Here is a 21,286-nt window from a genome sequence, read left to right on the forward strand (position 1 = left end):
CCCGATGGCCCTTTCCGCCTCTACCCCTGCGCAACCTTCAAACGCGACGGGTTGCCTTGTTCTGGCCGATGGAACGGTCATTTGGGGGAGGGGCTTTGGCGCTTCTGGTGATGCGGTGGGAGAGGTGTGTTTCAACACTTCGATGACCGGATACCAAGAGGTGATGACTGACCCCTCTTACGCGGCGCAAATCGTCACCTTCACCTTCCCCCATATTGGAAACGTTGGCGCGAATGCCGAGGATGTGGAGAGCGCGGTAGAAGGCGCAGTGGGATGCGTGGTGCGCGAGGATGTGACCGAGCCATCCAATTTCCGCAGCCTTGAGCGGTTTCAGGAATGGATGGAGCGGAATAACAAGATTGGCCTTTCGGGCGTCGACACCCGCGCCCTCACACGGCGTATTCGTTTGTCCGGTGCGCCAAATGCAGTGATCGCGCATTCGCCCGATGGCAAATTCGACATCCCTGCTTTGGTCAAGCGCGCTCAGGAATGGGCGGGGTTAGAGGGCATGGACCTCGCCATTCGGGTCAGCCGCGAGCATCAAGAAAACTGGGAAGGCGGCTATTGGCGCTTGGGCCACGGCTATGGTCGGGCAAGCCGGGACGCAACCCCGCACGTGGTCGCCATCGACTATGGTTCGAAAGACAACATCTTCCGCAATCTCGTGCGCGCAGGGGCCAAGGTGACGGTGGTGCCTGCCAAGACCACCTATGACGAGATCATGGCGCTTAAACCCGATGGCGTGTTCCTATCCAACGGCCCCGGCGACCCGGCGGCGACGGGCGAATACGCAGTGCCGGTGATCCAGAAATTGCTTGAGGCCGATATGCCGCTTTTCGGCATTTGTTTGGGCCACCAAATGCTGGCTTTGGCAGCAGGTGCAAAAACGATCAAAATGCACCAAGGGCACAGAGGGGCTAACCACCCGGTTCAGCGTGTCGGTGAAAGCTGGGGTGAGACAACTGGCCTTGTTGAGATCACCAGCATGAACCACGGTTTTGCAGTGGATGCGGAGACTCTGCCCGATAGCCTGGAGCAGACCCATGTGAGCCTTTTCGACGGCTCCAACTGCGGGATTGCGGTGAAGGGGAAGCGGGCGTTTGGGGTTCAATATCACCCTGAGGCTTCGCCGGGGCCGCAGGATAGCTTTTACCTCTTCGAGAAATTCGTTGGGGGGCTGCAAGGCTAGGATGCGGGCCCATCTTGTCTTCATTGTCGCTGCTGTCGCTTCACCGATAGCCGCCCAAATCCCGGCGATGACTCCGCCGCCTTTCGGCGATTGGCCCGGCGCGGAAATCGTCTCTGGTGTTGCGTTCCAAGGCGATGGTTCTGTCACCCTCGAAGCAGGCGAAAGCGGGCTTCCGGTACTCTCATTCTGGCGGCCAGTGCTCTTCAGAGAAGACACCAAGCGCCCTGTCGCCGGACGAATGGATTGCCGGGTGGTGGCGGCGGACGGGTATTATTCCGACGAAGCCTTTGATGCCGATGCGCGGCATGATGCTGTGGCGGAGGCTCGCAAGACCCAAGGCTTTCTCGATCAAGAGCGTCTGCGCGACTATTCCGACACTGTGCAACAGCTAGATGTTGTGGGCCGGCGGTTGCGCGCTGAGGATCGGCCCACCCAGATGTTCGTCCTCACCTATATCCTCGTCCGGGACGGAGAGCGCCTGATCGACATTCGCCGCAATTGCACTTTCATCCATGGTAAAGGTGTATCGCAACCTGACGTGCTGCCTTACGTCTATCGCTACACCAAATTTACCTACGCCTTTGAGCCCGGTGCAGGAGAAGCAGGATGATCCGCATAAGCGCCGCTGCTATCTTTCTTGTGTCTTTGACCGGCTGCCACATCCTTTTCCCCGAAGACCCTCGGATGGGTTCTGAATCTGTCGCCGCCTGCGTTTCGCGGCTTCAGCAGGATTTGCGGCTTGAGTTGGCGCAAGTGGACAGCGAACCGGAGACTGAATGGGTGCCCACCTACACCTATGACATCACCAAAGTTGCCTTCGACGATATTCAGGAACTGATCGTTCGCGGCAGTGATGAAACGGCGGGCGCACGGGGTAAAGCTGCGACAAGTGCGACTTCCGCAGCGGTTGAACGTTTTATGGCGATGAGAGTCGATGAGAATGGCGCATTTTTCTTCGCCAATGACCCGGCACTCTACCGCGTGCGTGGCGAACCGACGTTCTTTGCTGACGTCCTTCCCACAGGGTGCGAGCGGCAACGCGCCAATATGCGCATGATTGCTGTCGACTTTGCCCCGGTCCCAGCGGTTTCCGAAAATCCATCCGATCCAACTGACACCGATCTCTCAATTGAAAGCGAATAATGCCAAAGCGTAATGACATTTCCTCGATCCTTGTGATTGGTGCAGGCCCCATCATTATCGGGCAGGCGTGTGAGTTCGATTATTCGGGCACGCAGGCGATTAAAGCTCTGAAAGAAGACGGGTACCGGGTCATTCTGGTGAACTCAAACCCGGCAACGATCATGACCGATCCAGAGTTTGCCGACGCGACTTACGTGGAGCCGATCACGCCTGAAATCGTCGCCAAGATCATCGCCAAGGAAAAGCCCGACGCTCTTCTCCCCACGATGGGCGGGCAAACGGCGCTGAACTGTGCATTGGCACTGGAAGAAATGGGTGTCCTCGAAGAACACGGTGTCGAAATGATCGGCGCGAAAGCCGACGCCATCGACAAGGCCGAGAATCGTCAGCGTTTCCGCGATGCGATGGACAAAATCGGGCTTGAGAGCGCTCGCTCGGGCGTCGCCAACACCATCGAAGAAGCGCGCGAGGTGCTGAAACGGACTGGTTTGCCGTCCATCATCCGGCCCAGCTTCACCCTTGGCGGCACGGGCGGCGGGATTGCCTACAACACGCAGGAATTTGAGCGGATTGTGCGCGAGGGGCTTGATGCGTCACCAACTACCGAGGTGCTGATCGAAGAATCTCTGCTGGGGTGGAAAGAATATGAGATGGAGGTTGTTCGGGACAAGGCCGACAATGCCATCATCATCTGCTCGATTGAAAACGTCGATCCGATGGGCGTGCACACCGGCGATTCCATCACGGTTGCGCCCGCTCTGACGCTGACGGACAAAGAATATCAGATCATGCGCACAGCCAGCATTGAAGTGCTGCGCGAGATTGGTGTCGAGACGGGTGGCTCCAACGTCCAATTCGCGGTGAACCCCAAAGATGGGCGCCTCATCGTGATCGAAATGAACCCTCGCGTGTCGCGCTCGTCTGCGCTTGCTTCAAAGGCCACCGGCTTCCCCATCGCGCGGGTCGCGGCAAAGCTGGCGGTGGGTTATACATTGGATGAGATCACCAATGAGATCACCGGGGCGACCCCTGCAAGCTTTGAGCCTACAATTGACTACGTCGTGACCAAAATCCCGCGCTTTGCCTTTGAAAAGTTCAAAGGGTCAGAGCCGCTTCTAGCCACTGCGATGAAATCGGTGGGCGAAGTGATGGCCATCGGTCGCAACTTCCAAGAGAGCGTACAAAAGGCCCTAAGAGGGCTTGAAACGGGTCTAGACGGGTTCAACCGCGTGGTGGCGCTTGAAGGCGTACACAAAGACGTCATCACCGCCGCGCTCTCGCAGCGCACTCCCGACCGGCTTCTGCAGGTGGGACAGGCCTTTCGCGAGGGACTCTCTCTTGAGGACATCCAGAACGTGACGGGCTATGACCCGTGGTTCCTGCGCCAGATCGAAGCGATCATTGCTGCAGAAAAAGAAGTTCAAACAGACGGCTTGCCCCGCGATGCCGAAACGCTTCGCCGGCTTAAATCGATGGGCTTTTCCGATAAACGCCTCGCCACACTTGCGGTGCGCTCTGTGGGTGTGAAGGGCGGCCTTGCCGAAACGCAAGCCAAGCGCTCAGGTCTGCTCCACGATGCGCTTCAAGCGATGGCAGGCGCGACCAGCGAGGAGGAAGTGCGCGAGCTTCGCCAGAAACTTGGCGTGAACCCCGTGTTCAAGCGCATCGACTCTTGCGCCGCCGAATTCGAGGCGATTACGCCTTATATGTACTCGACTTATGAGGCCCCGACATTCGGAGAGCCTGAGTGCGAGGCGGCCCCATCCGACCGCAAGAAGATCGTCATTCTCGGTGGCGGACCCAACCGGATCGGGCAGGGGATCGAATTCGACTATTGCTGTGTTCACGCGTGTTTTGCGCTGGCAGAGCAGGGCTATGAGACGATCATGGTCAACTGCAATCCGGAAACGGTTTCGACCGACTATGACACCTCCGACCGCCTGTATTTTGAACCTCTGACGGCCGAAGACGTGCTTGAAATCCTGCGCGTGGAACAGCAATCAGGCGAACTCGTCGGCGTGATCGTGCAGTTCGGTGGACAGACACCGTTGAAACTTGCGCAAGCGTTGGAAGATGCCGGTATCCCTATCCTTGGCACTTCACCCGATGCCATTGACCACGCCGAGGATCGCGAGCGTTTTGCCAAGCTGGTCAACCAGTTAAAGCTCAAACAACCCGACAATGGCATCGCCTTCACCCGCGACGAAGCGGCAGCGGCGGCGGCGCGCATTGGCTATCCCGTGCTCCTGCGCCCAAGCTTTGTGCTGGGCGGCCGCGCGATGGAGATTGTCGATTCCGAGGCTCAGCTTGATGATTACATCAAAACCGCTGTGACCGTTTCCGGTGACAGCCCGGTGCTGGTTGATCAATATCTGCGCGATGCGATTGAGTGCGATGTCGATGCGCTGTGCGACGGTGATGAAGTGCGTATTGCGGGCGTGATGCAGCATATTGAAGAGGCAGGCGTCCACTCTGGCGACAGCGCGTGTACCTTGCCGCCCTATTCGCTCAGTCCCGAAATCATCGCGGAAATGGAGCGGCAGGCCGAAGCGCTCGCCTTCGCGCTTAAAGTGCGCGGTCTGATGAATGTGCAATTCGCGGTTAAGGACGGCGAGGTATACCTCATCGAAGTGAACCCGCGCGCAAGCCGCACGGTGCCATTTGTTGCGAAAGCTATCGGACAACCTGTCGCCAAAATCGCCGCGCGCGTCATGGCAGGCGAAAAGCTCAGCAGTTTTGAACCCTTCCGCCGTGATCTTCCTTACATGGCGATCAAAGAGGCGGTGTTCCCGTTTGCCCGTTTCCCGGGTGCCGATCCGGTCCTCTCACCAGAAATGAAATCCACCGGCGAAGTCATGGGGATTGATTGCGCATTCGAGCCCGCCTTCTTCAAATCGCAATTGGGTGCAGGGATGAGCTTGCCACAATCGGGCACTGCGTTTGTCTCGGTTAAAAATTCAGACAAGGCCACGATCGTTCAGGCTGTCAAAGACCTGCTCGAAAGCGGATTTCAGGTTATCGCCACAGCGGGCACCCAGAAATATCTGTCTGAACAAGGACTTGCCGTGGACCGGGTAAACAAGGTCGCAGAGGGACAACCGCATATCGTTGACCGGATCATCGACGGGGACATCGCGCTTATTTTCAATACGACGGAAGGGTGGCAGTCGCTGCTTGATTCCAAATCCATCCGCGCAAGCGCTCTGGAAAAGAAGGTTCCCTACTATACGACGGCCGCCGCTTCTCTGGCTGTCGCCGCCTCAATTAAGGCGCTTGAACCCTCACAGCTTGAAGTTCGCGCCTTGCAAGACTATTATAGCTGAAATCTTACGACGCATCCCCCTTCATTTTGGCTCTTGAAAGTCGCTCTGACCGGAGCGGCAAGGGCTGAAATTTCACAAATTAGATGTGGGGCCGCGTCTCGACTGAAAGAAACGAAGAATGGCTACGATGGATAAAGTTCCGATGCTCGCAGAAGGTTACGAGCGTCTGACGGCTGAACTTAAGGCGCTTCGCGAGGAGCGGCCCCGGATTGTGGATGCAATCGAAGAAGCCCGCGCGCACGGCGATCTTTCAGAAAACGCCGAGTATCACGCCGCAAAAGAGCGTCAAGGCCAGGTCGAAGCGCAAATTGGCGACCTCGAAGGCAAGATCAGCCGCGCACAAATCATCGATCCGAGCACATTGTCTGGTGACAAAGTGATCTTTGGTGCGACCGTTACGCTGCTTGATGAAGACGACAAACCTGTAAAATACCAGATTGTCGGTGAGACAGAAGCGGATGCAGGAAAAGGTCGTATTTCCTATTCTTCACCGATTGCCCGCGCGTTGATCGGCAAGCAGGTCGATGATGAGATCGAGGTGACCGTGCCATCGGGCGACAAGTTTTACCTTATTGAAAAGATTGAGTTTATCTAAATCTCAATGGGTGCGGTGCCTGCTTTCGCAGGAGATTACAGCATCTTTTCCATAGAATAATTGTGGATCGCCACGCCGCGAATTCCGAAATCGCGGCGAGCGATAAGCTGGTATCCAGCGCGCTCAAACACACTTCGGGCAAGTTCACTCGCCTCGGTGTAGAGCCTTTGAATGCCCCGTTCGCTGGCTGCCATCTCTGCGTGAAATAGCAGCCGCCCGGCAAGACCACGACCTGCGTGCTCGGGCGCGCAATAAAGCATATCAAGATGGCCGTCGGGCTCCAGCAAGGCATATGCCGCTGGCGCGTTTGTGGCATCGGCCATAACATAGATGAGATCGCCTGCCTTTGCACGAGCAAGAAAGCGCTGAGGATCAAGATGGCCCTCAGCCCATACATTTACCTGTTCTTGCGAATAGGCTTTCGCGCCTGTTGTGACGATGGCTTCGAGCGTCAGTCTGGACAGGGCAGGGGCATCGCCCGCTTCAAACGGGCGAAGCGTGTATCCCATCTCGACTTTATTGCTCCGGCGTTAGCAATTTGTGGATGTGAACGATCACATACTTCATCTCAGCATCATCGACCGTACGCTGAGCCTGCGCGCGCCATGCGTCTTCTGCTGCTTCATAGGAGCTGAAGACACCGACGACGTGAATGCTTTCCGGGTCTGCAAATTCGTGCCCGCGCGGGTCGGTGACACGCCCGCCCATAACGAGGTGCAGGCGTTGGTTTGTGGTTGCTTCTTCCATTGGTCGTATCCTTGGGGAGGAGTGGATGGGAGGTGCCAGTCTTGCCGACACCCAACATAGCTGCGCCCGTTAGGACAGCCGTGAGCTCAATTCAAGCTCACTGCATACCAATGTCTAAGGTAGAACGGTGTTTAGTGTCGGACGCGGTTCGTCAGGTCACGAACGGCGCGTGTCGCGCGTCTTTTACCCCGCTGCGTGGCGGTCCGGCTCTTATCAGCGGCGGTCCCGGCGATATATTCGGCCTCGCGCCGGACAGTGCGAGCCTTTGCCGCTGCGCTGTCACCAATGTCTTCAAGCGCGTCTTTGCCAGCGGTGGCACCGCCCAGTACCTCATCAATCAGGTCCATGGCGTGGTCGACAATCTTGTCCGCGATCAGCGCCCAAACCGCTGTGCTTCGATCAATGGCGGCACTTGCCACGGTTCCTTTTGCAGCGTTTGCAGCACTGCCCGCTGCATCGCTGACCTTGGATGCAGCCTGAGTTGCCACCCCTGCTGCCGATGTCGCAGCCGTGGTCGCAATGCGGCGTCCGGGCTTCGTCATAAGGCCAATCGTAATGCCAACAGCCACCGCGCCAGCGATCACGGTCAGTGGATTGGCTTTGGTGTAATCGACCGCTGCATCGACCACCTCTTTTGCCTGTTCACCAAGAGTGCGCTCAGCAATGCGGCGCTCGTTCGCTTCGATCTTCTGGCGAAGGGCATCGCGTTTTTCCTGATCAGCTATCGGGGCATTTTCAATTGTCATCTTTATCTCCAAAGGATTGGTCAGCGGTGGGCGCAGGTGCCGCCATGTCGTCGCTGTCCTGACCGGTATCTGAACCATCGGTCGCCGAAGCTGGTTCTTCAGCATCTATCTCTTCAGCCATCGCGGCCAGCAAGGGTTCCCGGCCAAACCATAAGGCAAGCGCGCCAAGAACAATGGCAAGGATCCCTCGGTTATCGACCGCGTGAACCTTTGCGACCTCATAGACGTCTTTCCCGCCCTCGATCACGCCGCCAAGGTAACGATTGGTCAGTCCCTTGGCTGAAAAAGCGGTGCGGGCGTATTCAATGTCCTCAAACAGGACCGCCTTCGACGCATCACGAAGGGCGCGGTAATCGACAAGGCGCTCTTCGAGGTTGCTCATGGCGCATCATCCTGCTGTTGGGCTGTTTCCTCCTGATCAGAGGAGCCGAAAAGTCCGGCCAGCCGCTTTACATTGGCGAATACGCGCCAGCCTAGGAACGCGACGAGGATAAGAAGCCCGCCGAAAACCAAGGCGATAGCGCCCCAGATCCCGACTACGGGCTCAAAGGCGATGACCAGGCCAACCGCAAGAGCCAAAAAGGCAATGTGCAACAAAATAAGCGCGACAATGCCAAGGCCGGCTGCCACGCCGATGAGGCGACCTGCAAAAGCGGCTCTGGTCTTCTGAAAGCCCAGTTCCGCCTCAACGTAGGTGCGCGCATCGTCAATGAGCGTGCTCACCTCGTCCATCAAAGAGGGGTCGACCTGAGGGGCAGGTCCGCTCACGTCTTCGTGAGCGTCTGTCACCTCAGCGTCGGTATCGGTGAGTTCAGGAGCGGTAGCATCAGCGAGTTTATCGCCGACCCGCTCATGGGCCTCCGCCATACAGTCCCCCTTCAAAAGCGCCTGACGCTCAATATTCGACGTTTATTTGCCGCTGCGAAAAAGGCGCGCCACCAGAAAGCCGACAACCGCGGCAATGCCAACAGCGGCCGCCGGGCTCTTGCGGATGGCTTCACGGGTGTCTTCGCCGATTTCCTCAAGGCTCTTTGCTTCGAGTTTGGCAGAAGTTTCCACGAGCGTCCGCGAGGCTGAACGGGCGTAATCGCCATATTGTTCGCCAAAGCGTTCATCGATCTGGCCAGCCGTATCGCCAACCGCCTTACCGATGTTGGCAATGGCGTCTGATGCGGCCGCTTTGCCTTCTACCGCAAGCTCGCTCGCACGGGTTTTGGCTTTTTCGCCATATTGCTTGGCATCTGCCATGATATCGTCTCCACGCGATTTCGCCTGTTCACGGTAAGCACCAGCACGGGTGTTCGCTTCGTCACGCAGGGCAGCGGCGCCCGCTTTTGCCTCTTCCAATGCGGCATTGAAGCGACTTTTCGCTTCAGTCGTGCCAGTGGCAGCGGTTTCAGCCTCAGCCTTATTCGCCGTCGCGCCGGTTTTCTTAGGAGCAGCCTTTTTCGCAGGTGTGCGCTTGGTTGCAGGTTTGCGGGTTGTCTTGGTGGTCTTTGCTTCTGCCATATTGATGCCTCGCCTTCGAAATTGCGCGATGCAGCATAACGCAATCGCGACTTTTTGTAATGAAAATCTATGTCACTTGCACCGATCTTTTCCCGCGCATAAGGGGTGCGGGAAACAAACGATGCAGACATCCAGCTCGCGAAAACCAAGCTAGGGTCTACTACATATATAATCTTCTCACGCCGGAGTTCCAATAATGACAGCGATTATCGACATTCATGGCCGCGAAATTCTCGACAGCCGGGGCAATCCGACGGTTGAAGTGGATGTTCTGCTCGACGACGGCAGTTTTGGCCGGGCAGCGGTTCCGTCGGGTGCATCGACTGGCGCGCACGAAGCGGTCGAGCTGCGCGATGGCGATAAGGCCCGCTACATGGGCAAAGGGGTGCTGAAAGCGGTCGATGCGGTCAACACTGAGATCCGCGACCTTTTGATCGATGCATTTGATGCCGAAGATCAGCGCGAGATTGATCTCTCACTTATCGCCCTTGATGGCACTGACAATAAAGGCCGTCTTGGCGCAAACGCCATTTTGGGGACCAGTCTCGCGGTAGCAAAGGCCGCAGCCAATGCGCGCGGGCTGCCGCTTTATTCCTATCTAGGCGGGGTTGCAGCGCACGTGCTTCCGGTGCCCATGATGAACATCATCAATGGCGGCGAACACGCTGACAACCCAATTGATATTCAGGAATTTATGATCATGCCCGTGGGCGCTGACAGCATTGCAGAGGCGGTGCGTTGGGGCTCTGAGGTGTTCCATACTTTGAAGAAGGGCCTGCATGACAAGGGCCTTGCCACAAGCGTTGGTGATGAGGGCGGCTTTGCGCCTGACCTTGCCAGCACGCGCGCGGCGCTTGATTTCATTATGGCTTCGATCGAGCAGGCGGGTTTCACGCCGGGCGATGACATTGTGCTCGGCCTGGATTGCGCCGCGACCGAGTTTTACCGCAATGGCAAATATGAAATTTCAGGCGAGGGGCTGAGCCTCGACGGCGCCGGCATGGCCGATTACCTTGCAAAGCTGTGCGATGACTATCCAATCCTCTCAATCGAGGATGGCATGAGCGAAGATGATTTTGAGGGCTGGGCGGCCGTCACCAAAGCAATCGGCGACCGAGTGCAGCTCGTGGGCGATGATCTTTTTGTGACCAACCCTGCGCGTTTGGGTCAGGGGATCAAAGACGGCCTTGCCAACTCGCTTTTGGTAAAGGTCAATCAGATTGGCACTCTCACCGAAACGCTTGCTGCGGTCGATATGGCAACGCGCGCACGCTACACCTCGGTGATGAGCCATCGTTCGGGCGAAACCGAGGATGCAACCATTGCCGATCTCGCGGTCGCAACCAATTGCGGGCAGATCAAAACGGGGAGCCTTGCTCGCTCAGACAGACTTGCCAAATACAACCAGCTCATCCGCATTGAAGAGGAACTGGGCGACAGCGCGGTCTATGCCGGGCGCGGATGTTTTGGTGCCCTGTCAGCATGACGAGGCACAGCGCGGTATAACCTGCGCAATCGGTGTTTGAAAAAGCGGGTTCGCCCGGAAGCGGCCTATCAGAGGGTGCACAAAGACGCTTCCGGGCGATGCCAGCCGAGATCGTCAGGGGTTGAGCCCGAGGCTGGCAAAATACCGATCCATCGCGGTGAGGCCTTTTTCAGTAAGGCGCACCAGCACGCGGCGTTGATCCTCTGGGTCGTGTTCGCGCGCGATCAACCCCTGCTCGGACAGAACCCCAAGCCAGCGCAGGCCCGTGGTCGGGGGCGCTGCGGAACCGATGCAAGCGCTCGACACCGAAACTGATTTGTTCTCCACACTCGCGATGTAAAGGTCGAGCAAAATGTCCCACGCAGGCTCACCAAAAAGTTCGTCATTGTCGAAGATGGCAGTGCGGCGGCGACGCAAAACATAGGCTTCGCGTGCCATTTCGCCATAGATTTGGCGCTGCATCTTGATGTCAGTATGGACAATTTCCGCCGGGCTCGTTCCTCGCTCGCGAGAAGACGTGCCGCTTGGAAGGTCATCGGCCCGGTTTTTGGTCCCGTCAATGGTCGCCGGAGAGCCACTTCGAGCATTTTCACCGCGCGCACCCTCGCTGCGCACAGTCTCTCCCCGCAATGTCTCCCCAGACCGCGCATCACCGCTCGATTTGCGCAGAGCGTCAGCGATAACACTCAAATGCTCGGCAAGTGCACTCAAGTCGGTTTCCGAACCGAGCGATCGCCACGAGTGCGATTGAACAATTTCGTTGAGCATCGGCTCTTTTTTGAAGTCGTTCATAGGCAGACCCTTCGATCTTTAGCGGGGTGGATAGGGATCAGAGCCAAAAATGGCTTCATGCAGGGGGTCATAAAGGCGGGGGTCATCGTGGTTGCACGAAAGTGCAGTTCACTGATCGAATGCGTTTCAGATGAAAAAACGGTGTGAAAATGCGAAACATTACCTGCGCCCCTGTAAGAAGGGGCGAGCGCCAAGCCGGGTTAGCTTGTTTCAATGGATCGCCTGCCCCTTTCCAAAGTGGTAGGCACATTTACCAAGCGTTACATTACGCAAGAACCCGTAGTTTACTCTTCATAATGGAGTAATACTCTCGGCAAGAAATTGGTTTTCCACCATTATCGATCTATTATTGGTTTTGCTCTGGTACGAACAAATGCTCTGCGCTAATGATTGTGGGATCAAGACGGACAGAGGAAAGGTTTTTCTTCAGCTGTTCTATTGCGGCATTGACGTGGATGGCGGCTATGCCTGCCCCCGCGCGATCCAGCGTAACCAGAATATCTTCAAGTGCGAGCTTGGATTGCTTGAGGTCGTGGACCTCTTTTGTCGTCATACGGATCATCGAAAGGTCCGGGCTCCTGAGTGTGTGCACCAGTGCCCCGAGGCCACGGGACACGCACAGGCTGCCTAAGCGATAATCCTGAATGCCGATATACGTAATACCCCTTAGTTCCGAATATGGGGCCGCGACGCGCCAACTGCGCGTGCACTCGTAACAAATGATTTAAGTTCAGAGAGGTAGAGCCGCTTTGTGTGTTTTGCTCTTAGGTTCTCGTTTACGCTTCGAATCGCTGAGCGAGATCAAGCAATGCCAATGCCGCTTTTGCCGCTTCCCCGCCTTTGTCCTTCTGCGTTGGATCTGCGCGCACCAGCGCCTGAGCCTCATTTTCGACGGTCAGAATACCATTGCCAATCGCAATCCCGTCCATGGTCAGAGCCATGATGGCGCGTGCGCTTTCGCCAGCGACAATTTCGAAGTGATAGGTTTCACCCCGGATGACGACGCCGATCGCGACAAATGCATCATATTCGCCCGTCTCTGCTGCAAGAGCAATCGCTCCGGGAATTTCAAGCGCGCCGGGAACGGTGAGCACCTCAGCCTCGTGCCCCGCAGATGTTACCACTGAGCGTGCGCCTTCAATCAGCATATCGTTGAACGCTTCATAGAAACGCGCTTCGACGATGAGTACTTTGGCCATGGTCGGGCTCCTGTCTTGGGCGAAAGATAAAGTTAGGGGAGTGCGGTTTGCCCAGGGTTTGAGCAAAATGTGTCATTCCGCGGATGGCTATGGTCATAGACGCGGTGCCAAGGCAAGCGTTCTCACACGATTGGCAAGAGCGAATTACTCAGGAATTTCCTGATGCCCGGTCAATGTGATGCCGAAACCTTCCAGCGCCACAAGATCTGGACGCGAATTGGACAGCAGGACCATCTCATGAACACCAAGATCGGCCAGAATTTGCGAACCGATACCGATGTTGCGATGTTCTTCATCAGCGGTCCATTTCCCGCTGGTGCCAACGCGCTGAGTGAGGATGACAATAACCCCTGCACCCTTCTCACCAATCGCGCTCATGGCGCGCTGCAACGTCCGTTTGCGCGGACCCGGCGCGCCCAAAACGTCATCGAACACCGAAATCGGATGGACGCGGGCGAGGGTGGGCTCATCCGGGCTGATATGCCCCTTTTGCAGAACGTAAGCCTCATTATCTGAAACCGTGTTGCGATAGGTGATCATGCGCCATTGGCCGCCATAATCGCTTTCAAACGAGCTTTCGCCGATGCGTTCAACCAGATGATCGTTGCGCATCCTGTAAGCGATAAGATCACGGATCGTACCGATTTTCATATCATGCTTGCGCGCAAATTCGATCAAATCGTCAAGCCGCGCCATGCTGCCGTCTTCGTTCATGATCTCGCAGATCACACCCGATGGGTTGAGGCCGGCCAGACGTGAGATATCGACCGCTGCCTCAGTGTGTCCGGCACGCACGAGAGTGCCGCCTTCGCGCGCAACGAGTGGGAACACATGGCCCGGTGTCACGATGTCATCGGGCCCTTTATTCGCATCAATCGCAACCGCAATCGTGCGCGCACGGTCAGCGGCGGAAATGCCCGTCGTCACGCCCTCTTTCGCCTCGATGGAGACGGTGAAGGCGGTTTGCATACTTTCACGGTTGTTGCGGCTCATCGGGTCAAGGCCGAGCGCATCGACGCGCGCCTTGTCGAGAGCCAGACAGATTAACCCGCGCCCGTGGGTCGCCATGAAATTGACCGCCGCAGGCGTTGCCATTTGCGCAGGGATAATCAGATCACCTTCGTTCTCGCGGTCTTCATCATCGACGAGAATATACATCCGCCCATTGCGCGCCTCATCAATGATTTCCTCTGCGCCCACGAGCACAGGGCGGTCGTCATTGGCGTCGAGAAACTTCTGCAACTTGGCGAGGGTATCGGCGGTCGGGTTCCAATCCGGCTCACTTGCATCGCGAAGAGTGTTTGCATGAAGGCCGGCTGCGCGCGCAATCCCGGCTTTTGTATAGGCTCCGGCTTCGATCAGCTCGCGGACCTTTGTGATTGTCGATGTGCTCATGGCGGCCAAATAACACATTTCAATGTGATTGCAAGGGGGCTGTTGGAGAGCTGTGCCTTTACCTTTGGCCGATCTGACGGTTCTGCCCACGCCGGCAAAGGCATTGCTTTGCACCTCAGGCACCGGCTGGGCTTGAGCCACTATGTGCTCCGCGAAAGGAAGTGAAGATCCACTTTCAGGCCACTGTATTTGAATGACTTTTGAAAACTGTTCCTGGTCAGCCAACGGGCTCGAAGAAGTCTGCACCGCCCAGCGATTGTCAGTGATGCTCCGAAGCATCTCGCCAAACGCATTGATGTCATGAACACTACTCATTCGCTCAGAACCTAGCACCTCCAGGGCCTGTGTGATTTTGCGGTCGAAATAGCCCAATACATCTTCAAGGCTCCGCGCGCGGCCTGAACCTGTATAGAATATGGTGCGATTGGCCCGGGCTGCTTTGGGAAAGAATTGCGCGGCGGCCGCATTTGGGTTGCGCATCCAGCCCTTCATGAAGCGCGCAGCGCCGCGCGGACCAAGGAAGTGCGCCATGTAAAGCTGTGTCGCATTGGCGGGCCTGCCCAAGATCTTCTCAAGCTGCTTGCCGTGCTCTTTGGCATCGATGGCCGCTACAAAAGAGGCAAGCCGCGCATCGTGTCGCAGCATAAGCCTTTCACCGCGCGACGCGGTTGTTGCAGCGATTGTGCCCACATCGCCTGCATCAGACGCTCGAATCTGCCCTTCATAGCGGCTGAGATTGGCAAGCCATGTGCTTTCGATAAACTGATAAAGGCCCGCAGCGCTTGATGTGCGGGCCTTCGCCTTGGGGTTTAGCCCCGATTCCAAATGGGCTTTTGCAAGAAGGTAATTGTAATCGACCCCGGTTTCTCGCGCTGCGGCCCGGATCGCATCCATGACGTGCTGGCGTGCTCCTGGCCTTGCCGGTCTGGAAGAGTCACCTGGCTTGTAAACGGCTGGAATGCCTTTCAAATTCAGCGGGCCACCGAGCTTTTCATAGGAGGCACGATCGGGGGCAAAGCGATGGTATTCTTGCGCGGTCGCAGGCAGCGTCAGGCTAAGCAGCCATGCGCATAAAAGAATCCTGAAAATAGCAACGCCCCGAACCATTGCCGAGCGATAACCATGCCCGGGTTAAAGGCAGGCTGTTTGAAGATAGTGAATTTTCCGCAAACGCGCTCTTTTGTCCGCCGTCGGGGCTTACTATGAGGGCGGGGAAATGGTGGACGCACTTGGGTTCGAACCAAGGACCCGCTGATTAAGAGTCAGCTGCTCTACCAACTGAGCTATGCGTCCATGCCGCGTGGGTTTGGCGGACCCTTGAATTGGTGAGGCTTTCCCGGATTTAAAGAGGGAAATTTCCCAATTCATCAAGAAAGTCCTGTGCGCGGTGCCTCACGGTTCCAACGATTGACCATCATCAACGCGCCAATGCAGATCATATTGGTCATCATCGACGATCCACCATGGCTCATAAACGGGAGCGGAATGCCCACAACCGGCGCCAAACCCATCACCATCATCAGATTGACCGCGACGTAGAAAAAAATCGTTGCCACCATGCCAGCGGCCACCAGGCTGGCAAAACGGTCGCGGGAATCCCGCGCAACCTTAAGGCCCCAGCTCAAGATGATGGTGAAGATACCGAGGACGAACAAACCGCCGACAAGGCCCCATTCCTCTGCCATTGTGGCAAAGACGAAATCGGTCTGGGGCTCGGGCAGATATTCGAGATGGCTTTGCGATCCGTTGTTAAAGCCTTTTCCGAAGATACCCCCAGAACCAATTGCAATTTTGGATTGATTGATGTGGTAACCGGCCCCCAAAGCGTCCGCCTCAGGATTGAACATCGTCATCACCCGGCGTTGTTGATAATCTTGCAGGGCGAAGAAGAAGAGGAGCGGAGCTGCCGCAACTGCTGCCACCCCGCCGCCAATGAACCATTTTATTGGAAGGCCCGCTAACAACATCACCACCGCCCCACCAAACGCGATGGCAAGGGAGGTGCCAAGGTCCGGTTGAAGCAACACAAAGGCAACCGGCACCGCAATCAAAGCGCCCGGAACAATCAGTGCGCGCCAACCCGTCAGCATACTCAGCGGCAGGCTCGCGTAAAACTGCGCGAGCACCATCACGATTACCGGCTTCATCAGCTCAGAGGGCTGAAGCACCATGAACCCCAGGTCGAGCCAACGCTGACTTCCCCCGCGCACATTGCCGATGACCTCCACCCCGATAAGGAGCACAAGAACAACAACATAGGCAGGGTACGTCATAAATCGTACAAAGGGGCGGGGCAAAGATGCAATGATCGAGGCCATGACCAGGAAAACGCTGAAACGGATCAGATGCGAAGAGGCAAAGGGATCCATGCGCCCCCCTGCTGCCGAATACAGCACCGCCGCCCCGAAGGCGACCAGCAGGAATAGAGGGATCAGCATCCCCCACGGCTGGCGCGCGATGGGGTCAGGGATGATGCCGGAATTCGCGCTCATCGCTGTGTCTCCGACGCTGTGGCTGGGGTGAGGGCGTCAGGCGGAGGCGAACCGGATGCAGTCTGGTTCTCGCGCGGCACTATGAATTCGCCGCCGATTTCCTGCGTCTGTTCTGCTTCGAGCCGTGCTTCTGCCTCGACCCTGTCGAAGATGTCTTCGTCGCGCCGGGGAGGGGGTGTAACCGTCGCACCGCGCTCTGCGGCATAGGCAGCGTAGCGTTTTTCAAGCCGTTCCTGCGCTGTGCCGCCCCATTGTTTTTCAAGCGATTTCAGCGCCTCAATCCCTTTTGCAGGGTCGAACAGGAACGTCACGACATCGCGCGCAATCGGATAGGCGGCGCCGGAACCTCCGCCATGCTCAATCACGACCGCGCCTGCGTAACGTGGATTGTCGAAGGGCGCAAAGAATGTGAAAAGCCCATGGTCACGGTACTTCCAAGGGCCACTGCGCCCGTCGGAAATGCTGAGTGAGACGACTTGCGCGGTCCCGGTTTTACCCGAAATGGTGACATCGTCGAGCGGCAATCGAGCGCGCCGCGCGGTGCCAGCGCCATTGACGACATTGCTCATTCCCTGCCGCACATGGGCAAGATGCTCAGGGTTAAAGCCGTAGCTGTCAGGATTGACAGGACTGTCATCAAGCAAAAGGCGCGGTTCAAGGCGTCTGCCCGTGGCAAGCCGCGCACTCATTACCGCAAGCTGCAGGGGACTTGCGAGATAATAACCTTGTCCGATCGACGCGTTGACCGTGTCAAACGTTTCCCATTCGCGCCCGAACTTGTTGAGTTTCCAATCAGATGTGGGAACCGTGCCATAAAACTGGCTGGTCACAGGGAGGTCGAATTCCTGCCCCATGCCAAGTTTTTTCGCGAGCGCAGCGACATTGTCGAACCCGACTTTTTGAGCAAAATGATAGAAATAGCTGTCGCAGCTTTGCGCGATCGCCTTGTCCATATTGACCACGCCGTGATTGGAGTGGCAATTGAAGAACCGGCTTCCGATGCGCCGGCCGCCGCCGCATACAATCGTTTCGTCGGGTGACACGCCCGCTTGTAGAAACGCGAGGCAGTGCATGGGCTTAACTGTTGATCCAGGGGGATAAAGCCCCTTCAAGACCTTGTTGCGAAGCGGCACGCGCTGGTCCTCGCGCAACATCGAATATTCGACCGAGCCAATGCCGGCGGAAAAGCTGTTAGGGTCAAAGCTGGGCATGGAGGCCATGCACAAAAGGTCGCCTGTCAGGCAGTCCATGACCACCACCGATCCGCTTTCAAGGCCAATGCGCCGCGCGGCATAATCCTGCAAGGGACCGTCAATTGTCAGGCGAACCGCGTCGCCCTGAATATCCTCACGCGTCTCCAGATCGCGGACAATCCGCCCCCCTGCGGTCACCTCTACCCGGCGCGCGCCCGGAGTTCCTCGAAGGCGTTGTTCGAATTGTTTTTCAAGACCATCCTTACCGATCTTATGACCCGGTGTAATGAGGATCGGATCGCGATCCTGCTCATATTCTTCCGCATTGGCAGGGCCGACGTAGCCGATCAAATGACCGACCGTGGAGGCGGTGGGGTAAAAGCGGGAAAAGCCTCGCTGGGGCACAACGCCTTGCATATCGGGAAGGCGCACGCTGAGCGCTGCGAACTGATCATATTCAAGGCCGCTGGCAACTTCGACAGGAGCAAATCCGCGTGTCCCAGTAACCTTGGTTTTGAGGTCAGTGATGCGGTCAGGCTCAAGCTCCAAAACCTCGCCGATTTGCTCGATCGTCTTTTCAGGATCAGCAAGCCGATCGGGGATCACATCGACACGAAAATCGGCCCTGTTGGATGCAAGAGGGGCGCCATTGCGATCCAATATCCAACCTCTGCGTGGGGGAATAAGGGTCAGGTTTACCCGGTTACTTTCTGATTCAAGACGATATTTTTCATTTTCGGCGATGGAAAGATAGCCCATTCGTCCGGCCAGCAGCAGAGCCACGGAGGCCTGAATGCCACCAATAACTGCGACCCGGCGATTGAAGGTGTTGCGCACCGTTGAGGCGTTCACGACCTGGCGTGCACGCCTCGTGCCATTGCGCAATTTGAAAAACCGCTTCACCCGATCCTCCGCGCCCGCGACAAACGGAAACGATCAGCGCGACCAATCGCCCGAGCAAGGATGGGGTAGAGCAGGATCGAGATCAGGATCTGCGGCCCGATCACTGCCACCAAATGCACCGATATGCTTGCACCAGATACCACCATTGCGGCGGTGATATACAGGACTATTCCAAGACCTGCGGTGAACCAATCCAGCCAAAAGCCGCGCCATGGGAAGCGGGTTTCGATCACTTCAAGGGCAATCATGGTCAGGGACCATAGGAATATCGCGCTCCCGAACGGTTGGCCGCTGAAAAGGTCATCGAATGCTCCAAGCGGCACACCTGCCCACAAGGGCATTAGTCCAGGGCGTATCAGCCGCCAGCCCAGAAACAGCATAAAGCCGAGCGGGGGCACCACAGGCATCACATCGGCCATGATGAAAAACGGAAATATCGATCCAAGACAGATGGTTATGTAGTGAACCGAATGAGTGCGCCACGGGTCTTGCACCCGGTTGATTTTTTCACCGCCATAAGCGCGGCGGCGCATCGGAGGGTCAATGCGCTCAATCAATCTTGAAGTTCCTCTTGGGTCAGTTCGTCGCGCTCGCGCACGCCTGATGCCTGCACGGCAAGCGGCTCGTAAATCGGTTCGACGCTGACATAATTGGTGGCCGATGGTTCTGCGATCAGCTGCGCGATACCGCCATCCGGAGTGAGTTCCGACAAGACCGCGACCGCGACACCGGGGCGATAGTAGCCGCCAGCACCACTTGTTACAAAAACATCACCGACTTCCAATGGGTTGAGGCCCAGATTTATGAGGCGGATACGCAACAGGCCATCACCGCGCCCTTCGGCAAAGGCTACCGTTTGGTCCGATGCCCGCCGAACGGGCAGGACGCTTTCGGTATCGGTGAGGAGTAGAATACGCGAGGAGCCAAGGGAGGTTTCAAGCACGCGCCCAATCACGCCGCGCTCGGAATGGACTGGCATTCCAATCTCGACCCCGTCACTGCTGCCAACCCCGATATAAGCAAAGCGGCGCACCGAAGAGGCGCTTGATGCAACGAGGCGGGTTGTCGCAATCGGGGCGTTCTCTCCTGCATAAAGGCCAAGCAGGGCTTTGAGCCGCTTGTTCTCCGCCTCAATGGCCTGAGCCTCAGCCAAGCGAATGCGGCTAACCTCGATCTCTTCGCGCAGCCGTGCGTTCTGAGTGCCCGCTCGCCAGAAACCAGTGAGCGTCTCCCAAATGCCCTGCCGTTCTGTGCGAGCAGCCGCTGTGACTTCGCTTGCCGGGCTGACGATGGTGGTAGCACCGCCACGCAAAGGCTGAAGAAGCGAGGGGTAGGCCAGAGAAACAACGAGAAGAGCAAGGCCGAGCAAGGCACCAAGCGTCGCCAACAGATACCCGGTAAAGACCGAATACTGCTGCTTTTTCGAAAAGCCCGATCGACGCGATTTGGGCGACGCCATGGCCTTAGCTTGTCCCTTGCTTCAATTGTTTCCTTACGCGGTCAGCAGAACGCCGCGGTAAATGGGGTCTTCCATCGCACGGCCCGTGCCAATGGCAACGCAGGTGAGGGGGTCTTCGGCGATGGACACAGGCAGGCCCGTCTCCTCGCGAAGATGTTCATCCAGACGGCGGATCAGCGCGCCGCCGCCAGTCAGAACTATGCCCTGATCCACGATGTCAGCGGCTAGTTCTGGCGCGGTGTTTTCCAGCGCGATGCGCACACCTTCGACGATGGCGCCAATTGGCTCAGATAGCGCCTCTGCAACGTGCGCCTGGTTGATTGTGATCTCTTTCGGCACGCCATTCACAAGGTCGCGGCCTTTCAAGGTGATGCTTTCGCCAGCGCCATCTTCGGGCACGACAGCGATGCCGTAATCCTTTTTGATGCGCTCAGCCGTGCTGTCACCGATGAGCAGATTGTGGTGTCGTCGAACGTAAGAGACGATGGCTTCGTCCATCTTGTCACCGCCGGTACGCACCGACGTTGTGTAGGCAAGGCCGCGAAGCGACAGGACCGCAACCTCAGTCGTCCCACCACCAATATCAACCACCATGGAACCCACAGGCTCAGTCACAGGCATATCCGCGCCAATCGCGGCTGCCATGGGCTCAAGGATGAGGTGCACTTCCGAAGCGCCCGCATTCGATGCCGCATCACGGATCGCGCGCTTTTCGACTGAGGTGGAGCCTGAAGGCACACAGATCACGATTTCAGGATAGCGGAACAGATTGCGCTTCCCATGCACCTTACGGATGAAGTGCTTGATCATTTCCTCGGCGACTTCGATGTCTGCGATCACGCCATCTCGAAGCGGGCGGATCGCCTCAATCGTATCGGGCGTCTTGCCCATCATCATCTTTGCATCATCGCCCACAGCTTTGACGCGCTTGTGGCCGTTGATCGTCTCAATCGCGACGACGGATGGTTCGTTCAGGATGATCCCCTCGTCCTGAACATAGACCAGAGTGTTAGCGGTCCCAAGGTCGATCGCCATGTTTTGCGATCCGAATTTAAAGAGGTTGGCAAAGAAGCTCATTGTGTGTTTTTCCGTGGTATCCCATGAGTGCTGACCCG

At 57.1% G+C, this 21,286-nt stretch carries 21 protein-coding genes, 1 tRNA gene and 1 pseudogene; 6 read left to right on the forward strand and 17 right to left on the reverse strand.

Features of this window, described 5'->3' with window-relative positions:
* Positions 1-4: 4 nt before the first annotated feature.
* The 5 genes from carA to greA all read left to right on the forward strand — a co-directional run bounded on the left by carA (position 5) and on the right by greA (position 6,250).
* A complete protein-coding gene (carA, locus tag INR77_RS09595; RefSeq protein WP_223070851.1) occupies positions 5-1,189 on the forward strand; it encodes a glutamine-hydrolyzing carbamoyl-phosphate synthase small subunit in 1,185 nt (394 codons plus the stop codon).
* A 1-nt stretch (position 1,190) separates the two neighbouring features.
* Positions 1,191-1,799 (forward strand): carbamoyl-phosphate synthase large subunit, encoded by a 609-nt coding sequence (locus INR77_RS09600; RefSeq protein WP_255573719.1) that lies wholly within the window; start codon positions 1,191-1,193, stop codon positions 1,797-1,799.
* On the forward strand, positions 1,796-2,332 hold the full coding sequence (locus INR77_RS09605; protein ID WP_223070852.1) for a hypothetical protein: 537 nt from the start codon (positions 1,796-1,798) through the stop codon (positions 2,330-2,332). The genes INR77_RS09600 and INR77_RS09605 overlap by 4 nt, the downstream gene beginning before the upstream one ends.
* The gene (gene carB / locus INR77_RS09610) at positions 2,332-5,655 is read left to right on the forward strand and encodes a carbamoyl-phosphate synthase large subunit (protein ID WP_223070853.1); all 3,324 of its coding nucleotides are present in this window, start codon (positions 2,332-2,334) and stop codon (positions 5,653-5,655) included. The genes INR77_RS09605 and carB overlap by 1 nt, the downstream gene beginning before the upstream one ends.
* A gap of 118 nt (positions 5,656-5,773) precedes the next feature.
* Entirely contained in the window at positions 5,774-6,250 is a 477-nt protein-coding gene (gene greA / locus INR77_RS09615; RefSeq protein ID WP_223070854.1) for a transcription elongation factor GreA, read from the forward strand.
* Between the two features lie 35 nt (positions 6,251-6,285).
* On the opposite strand, the gene INR77_RS09620 is transcribed toward greA, so the two are convergent.
* The 6 genes from INR77_RS09620 to INR77_RS09645 form a co-directional block, all read right to left on the reverse strand.
* Entirely contained in the window at positions 6,286-6,759 is a 474-nt protein-coding gene (locus INR77_RS09620) for a GNAT family N-acetyltransferase (RefSeq protein WP_223070855.1), read from the reverse strand.
* 7 nt (positions 6,760-6,766) lie between these two features.
* Positions 6,767-6,997 (reverse strand): DUF4170 domain-containing protein, encoded by a 231-nt coding sequence (locus tag INR77_RS09625; protein ID WP_223070856.1) that lies wholly within the window; start codon positions 6,995-6,997, stop codon positions 6,767-6,769.
* 131 nt (positions 6,998-7,128) lie between these two features.
* The gene (locus INR77_RS09630; protein WP_223070857.1) at positions 7,129-7,743 is read right to left on the reverse strand and encodes a hypothetical protein; all 615 of its coding nucleotides are present in this window, start codon (positions 7,741-7,743) and stop codon (positions 7,129-7,131) included.
* Positions 7,733-8,125: a hypothetical protein gene (locus INR77_RS09635; RefSeq protein WP_223070858.1), complete on the reverse strand. Its 393-nt coding sequence runs from the start codon at positions 8,123-8,125 to the stop codon at positions 7,733-7,735. The genes INR77_RS09630 and INR77_RS09635 overlap by 11 nt, the downstream gene beginning before the upstream one ends.
* Positions 8,122-8,610, reverse strand: coding sequence for a phage holin family protein (locus INR77_RS09640; protein WP_223070859.1), 489 nt, complete (start codon positions 8,608-8,610; stop codon positions 8,122-8,124). The genes INR77_RS09635 and INR77_RS09640 overlap by 4 nt, the downstream gene beginning before the upstream one ends.
* Before the next feature lie 42 nt (positions 8,611-8,652).
* Positions 8,653-9,252: a hypothetical protein gene (locus INR77_RS09645; protein WP_223070860.1), complete on the reverse strand. Its 600-nt coding sequence runs from the start codon at positions 9,250-9,252 to the stop codon at positions 8,653-8,655.
* Between the two features lie 196 nt (positions 9,253-9,448).
* Between INR77_RS09645 and eno the strand changes: the two genes are divergently transcribed.
* Entirely contained in the window at positions 9,449-10,738 is a 1,290-nt protein-coding gene (eno, locus tag INR77_RS09650) for a phosphopyruvate hydratase (protein ID WP_223070861.1), read from the forward strand.
* A gap of 114 nt (positions 10,739-10,852) precedes the next feature.
* On the opposite strand, the gene INR77_RS15905 is transcribed toward eno, so the two are convergent.
* The 11 genes and pseudogenes from INR77_RS15905 to INR77_RS09700 form a co-directional block, all read right to left on the reverse strand.
* A complete protein-coding gene (locus INR77_RS15905) occupies positions 10,853-11,530 on the reverse strand; it encodes a MarR family winged helix-turn-helix transcriptional regulator (RefSeq protein WP_255573720.1) in 678 nt (225 codons plus the stop codon).
* 346 nt (positions 11,531-11,876) lie between these two features.
* The gene (locus INR77_RS09660; RefSeq protein WP_223070862.1) at positions 11,877-12,146 is read right to left on the reverse strand and encodes a hypothetical protein; all 270 of its coding nucleotides are present in this window, start codon (positions 12,144-12,146) and stop codon (positions 11,877-11,879) included.
* 160 nt (positions 12,147-12,306) lie between these two features.
* Complete coding sequence (ribH, locus tag INR77_RS09665) at positions 12,307-12,729, reverse strand: 6,7-dimethyl-8-ribityllumazine synthase (protein ID WP_223070863.1); 423 nt, start codon at positions 12,727-12,729, stop codon at positions 12,307-12,309.
* Between the two features lie 144 nt (positions 12,730-12,873).
* A complete protein-coding gene (gene ribB, locus INR77_RS15910; protein WP_255574015.1) occupies positions 12,874-14,124 on the reverse strand; it encodes a 3,4-dihydroxy-2-butanone-4-phosphate synthase in 1,251 nt (416 codons plus the stop codon).
* Between the two features lie 756 nt (positions 14,125-14,880).
* Positions 14,881-15,231, reverse strand: a pseudogene (locus INR77_RS16040) (transglycosylase SLT domain-containing protein); the annotation flags it as partial.
* Positions 15,232-15,341: 110 nt separating this feature from the next.
* Positions 15,342-15,417 (reverse strand) — tRNA-Lys (locus INR77_RS09675).
* 74 nt (positions 15,418-15,491) lie between these two features.
* On the reverse strand, positions 15,492-16,616 hold the full coding sequence (gene rodA / locus INR77_RS09680) for a rod shape-determining protein RodA (RefSeq protein ID WP_223070865.1): 1,125 nt from the start codon (positions 16,614-16,616) through the stop codon (positions 15,492-15,494).
* Positions 16,613-18,712, reverse strand: a complete 2,100-nt coding sequence (gene mrdA, locus INR77_RS09685; protein ID WP_255573722.1) for a penicillin-binding protein 2 — start codon at positions 18,710-18,712, stop codon at positions 16,613-16,615. The genes rodA and mrdA overlap by 4 nt, the downstream gene beginning before the upstream one ends.
* On the reverse strand, positions 18,709-19,269 hold the full coding sequence (locus tag INR77_RS09690; protein WP_223070866.1) for a rod shape-determining protein MreD: 561 nt from the start codon (positions 19,267-19,269) through the stop codon (positions 18,709-18,711). The genes mrdA and INR77_RS09690 overlap by 4 nt, the downstream gene beginning before the upstream one ends.
* Entirely contained in the window at positions 19,266-20,171 is a 906-nt protein-coding gene (gene mreC, locus INR77_RS09695) for a rod shape-determining protein MreC (protein WP_223070867.1), read from the reverse strand. Before mreC ends, INR77_RS09690 begins: the two co-directional genes overlap by 4 nt.
* Positions 20,172-20,204: 33 nt before the next feature.
* Positions 20,205-21,248 carry a rod shape-determining protein gene (locus tag INR77_RS09700; RefSeq protein WP_223070868.1) on the reverse strand — a complete coding sequence of 348 codons (1,044 nt, stop codon included), beginning with the start codon at positions 21,246-21,248 and terminating at the stop codon, positions 20,205-20,207.
* Between the last annotated feature and the right edge of the window lie 38 nt (positions 21,249-21,286).

The organism is Erythrobacter sp. SCSIO 43205, assembly GCF_019904235.1.
GTDB lineage: Bacteria > Pseudomonadota > Alphaproteobacteria > Sphingomonadales > Sphingomonadaceae > Erythrobacter.

Coding starts and splice junctions, on each gene's coding strand:
- INR77_RS09630 (WP_223070857.1), bottom strand. CDS start 7,743: ATGACAATTGAAAATGCCCCGATAGCTGATCAGGAAAAACGCGATGCC.
- ribH (WP_223070863.1), bottom strand. CDS start 12,729: ATGGCCAAAGTACTCATCGTCGAAGCGCGTTTCTATGAAGCGTTCAAC.
- mreC (WP_223070867.1), bottom strand. CDS start 20,171: ATGGCGTCGCCCAAATCGCGTCGATCGGGCTTTTCGAAAAAGCAGCAG.
- ribB (WP_255574015.1), bottom strand. CDS start 14,124: ATGAGCACATCGACAATCACAAAGGTCCGCGAGCTGATCGAAGCCGGA.
- carB (WP_223070853.1), top strand. CDS start 2,332: ATGCCAAAGCGTAATGACATTTCCTCGATCCTTGTGATTGGTGCAGGC.
- INR77_RS09620 (WP_223070855.1), bottom strand. CDS start 6,759: ATGGGATACACGCTTCGCCCGTTTGAAGCGGGCGATGCCCCTGCCCTG.
- INR77_RS09645 (WP_223070860.1), bottom strand. CDS start 9,252: ATGGCAGAAGCAAAGACCACCAAGACAACCCGCAAACCTGCAACCAAG.
- eno (WP_223070861.1), top strand. CDS start 9,449: ATGACAGCGATTATCGACATTCATGGCCGCGAAATTCTCGACAGCCGG.
- INR77_RS09640 (WP_223070859.1), bottom strand. CDS start 8,610: ATGGCGGAGGCCCATGAGCGGGTCGGCGATAAACTCGCTGATGCTACC.
- INR77_RS09600 (WP_255573719.1), top strand. CDS start 1,191: ATGCGGGCCCATCTTGTCTTCATTGTCGCTGCTGTCGCTTCACCGATA.
- INR77_RS09635 (WP_223070858.1), bottom strand. CDS start 8,125: ATGAGCAACCTCGAAGAGCGCCTTGTCGATTACCGCGCCCTTCGTGAT.
- INR77_RS09625 (WP_223070856.1), bottom strand. CDS start 6,997: ATGGAAGAAGCAACCACAAACCAACGCCTGCACCTCGTTATGGGCGGG.
- greA (WP_223070854.1), top strand. CDS start 5,774: ATGGCTACGATGGATAAAGTTCCGATGCTCGCAGAAGGTTACGAGCGT.
- INR77_RS15905 (WP_255573720.1), bottom strand. CDS start 11,530: ATGAACGACTTCAAAAAAGAGCCGATGCTCAACGAAATTGTTCAATCG.
- INR77_RS09605 (WP_223070852.1), top strand. CDS start 1,796: ATGATCCGCATAAGCGCCGCTGCTATCTTTCTTGTGTCTTTGACCGGC.
- INR77_RS09700 (WP_223070868.1), bottom strand. CDS start 21,248: ATGAGCTTCTTTGCCAACCTCTTTAAATTCGGATCGCAAAACATGGCG.
- rodA (WP_223070865.1), bottom strand. CDS start 16,616: ATGAGCGCGAATTCCGGCATCATCCCTGACCCCATCGCGCGCCAGCCG.
- carA (WP_223070851.1), top strand. CDS start 5: ATGGCCCTTTCCGCCTCTACCCCTGCGCAACCTTCAAACGCGACGGGT.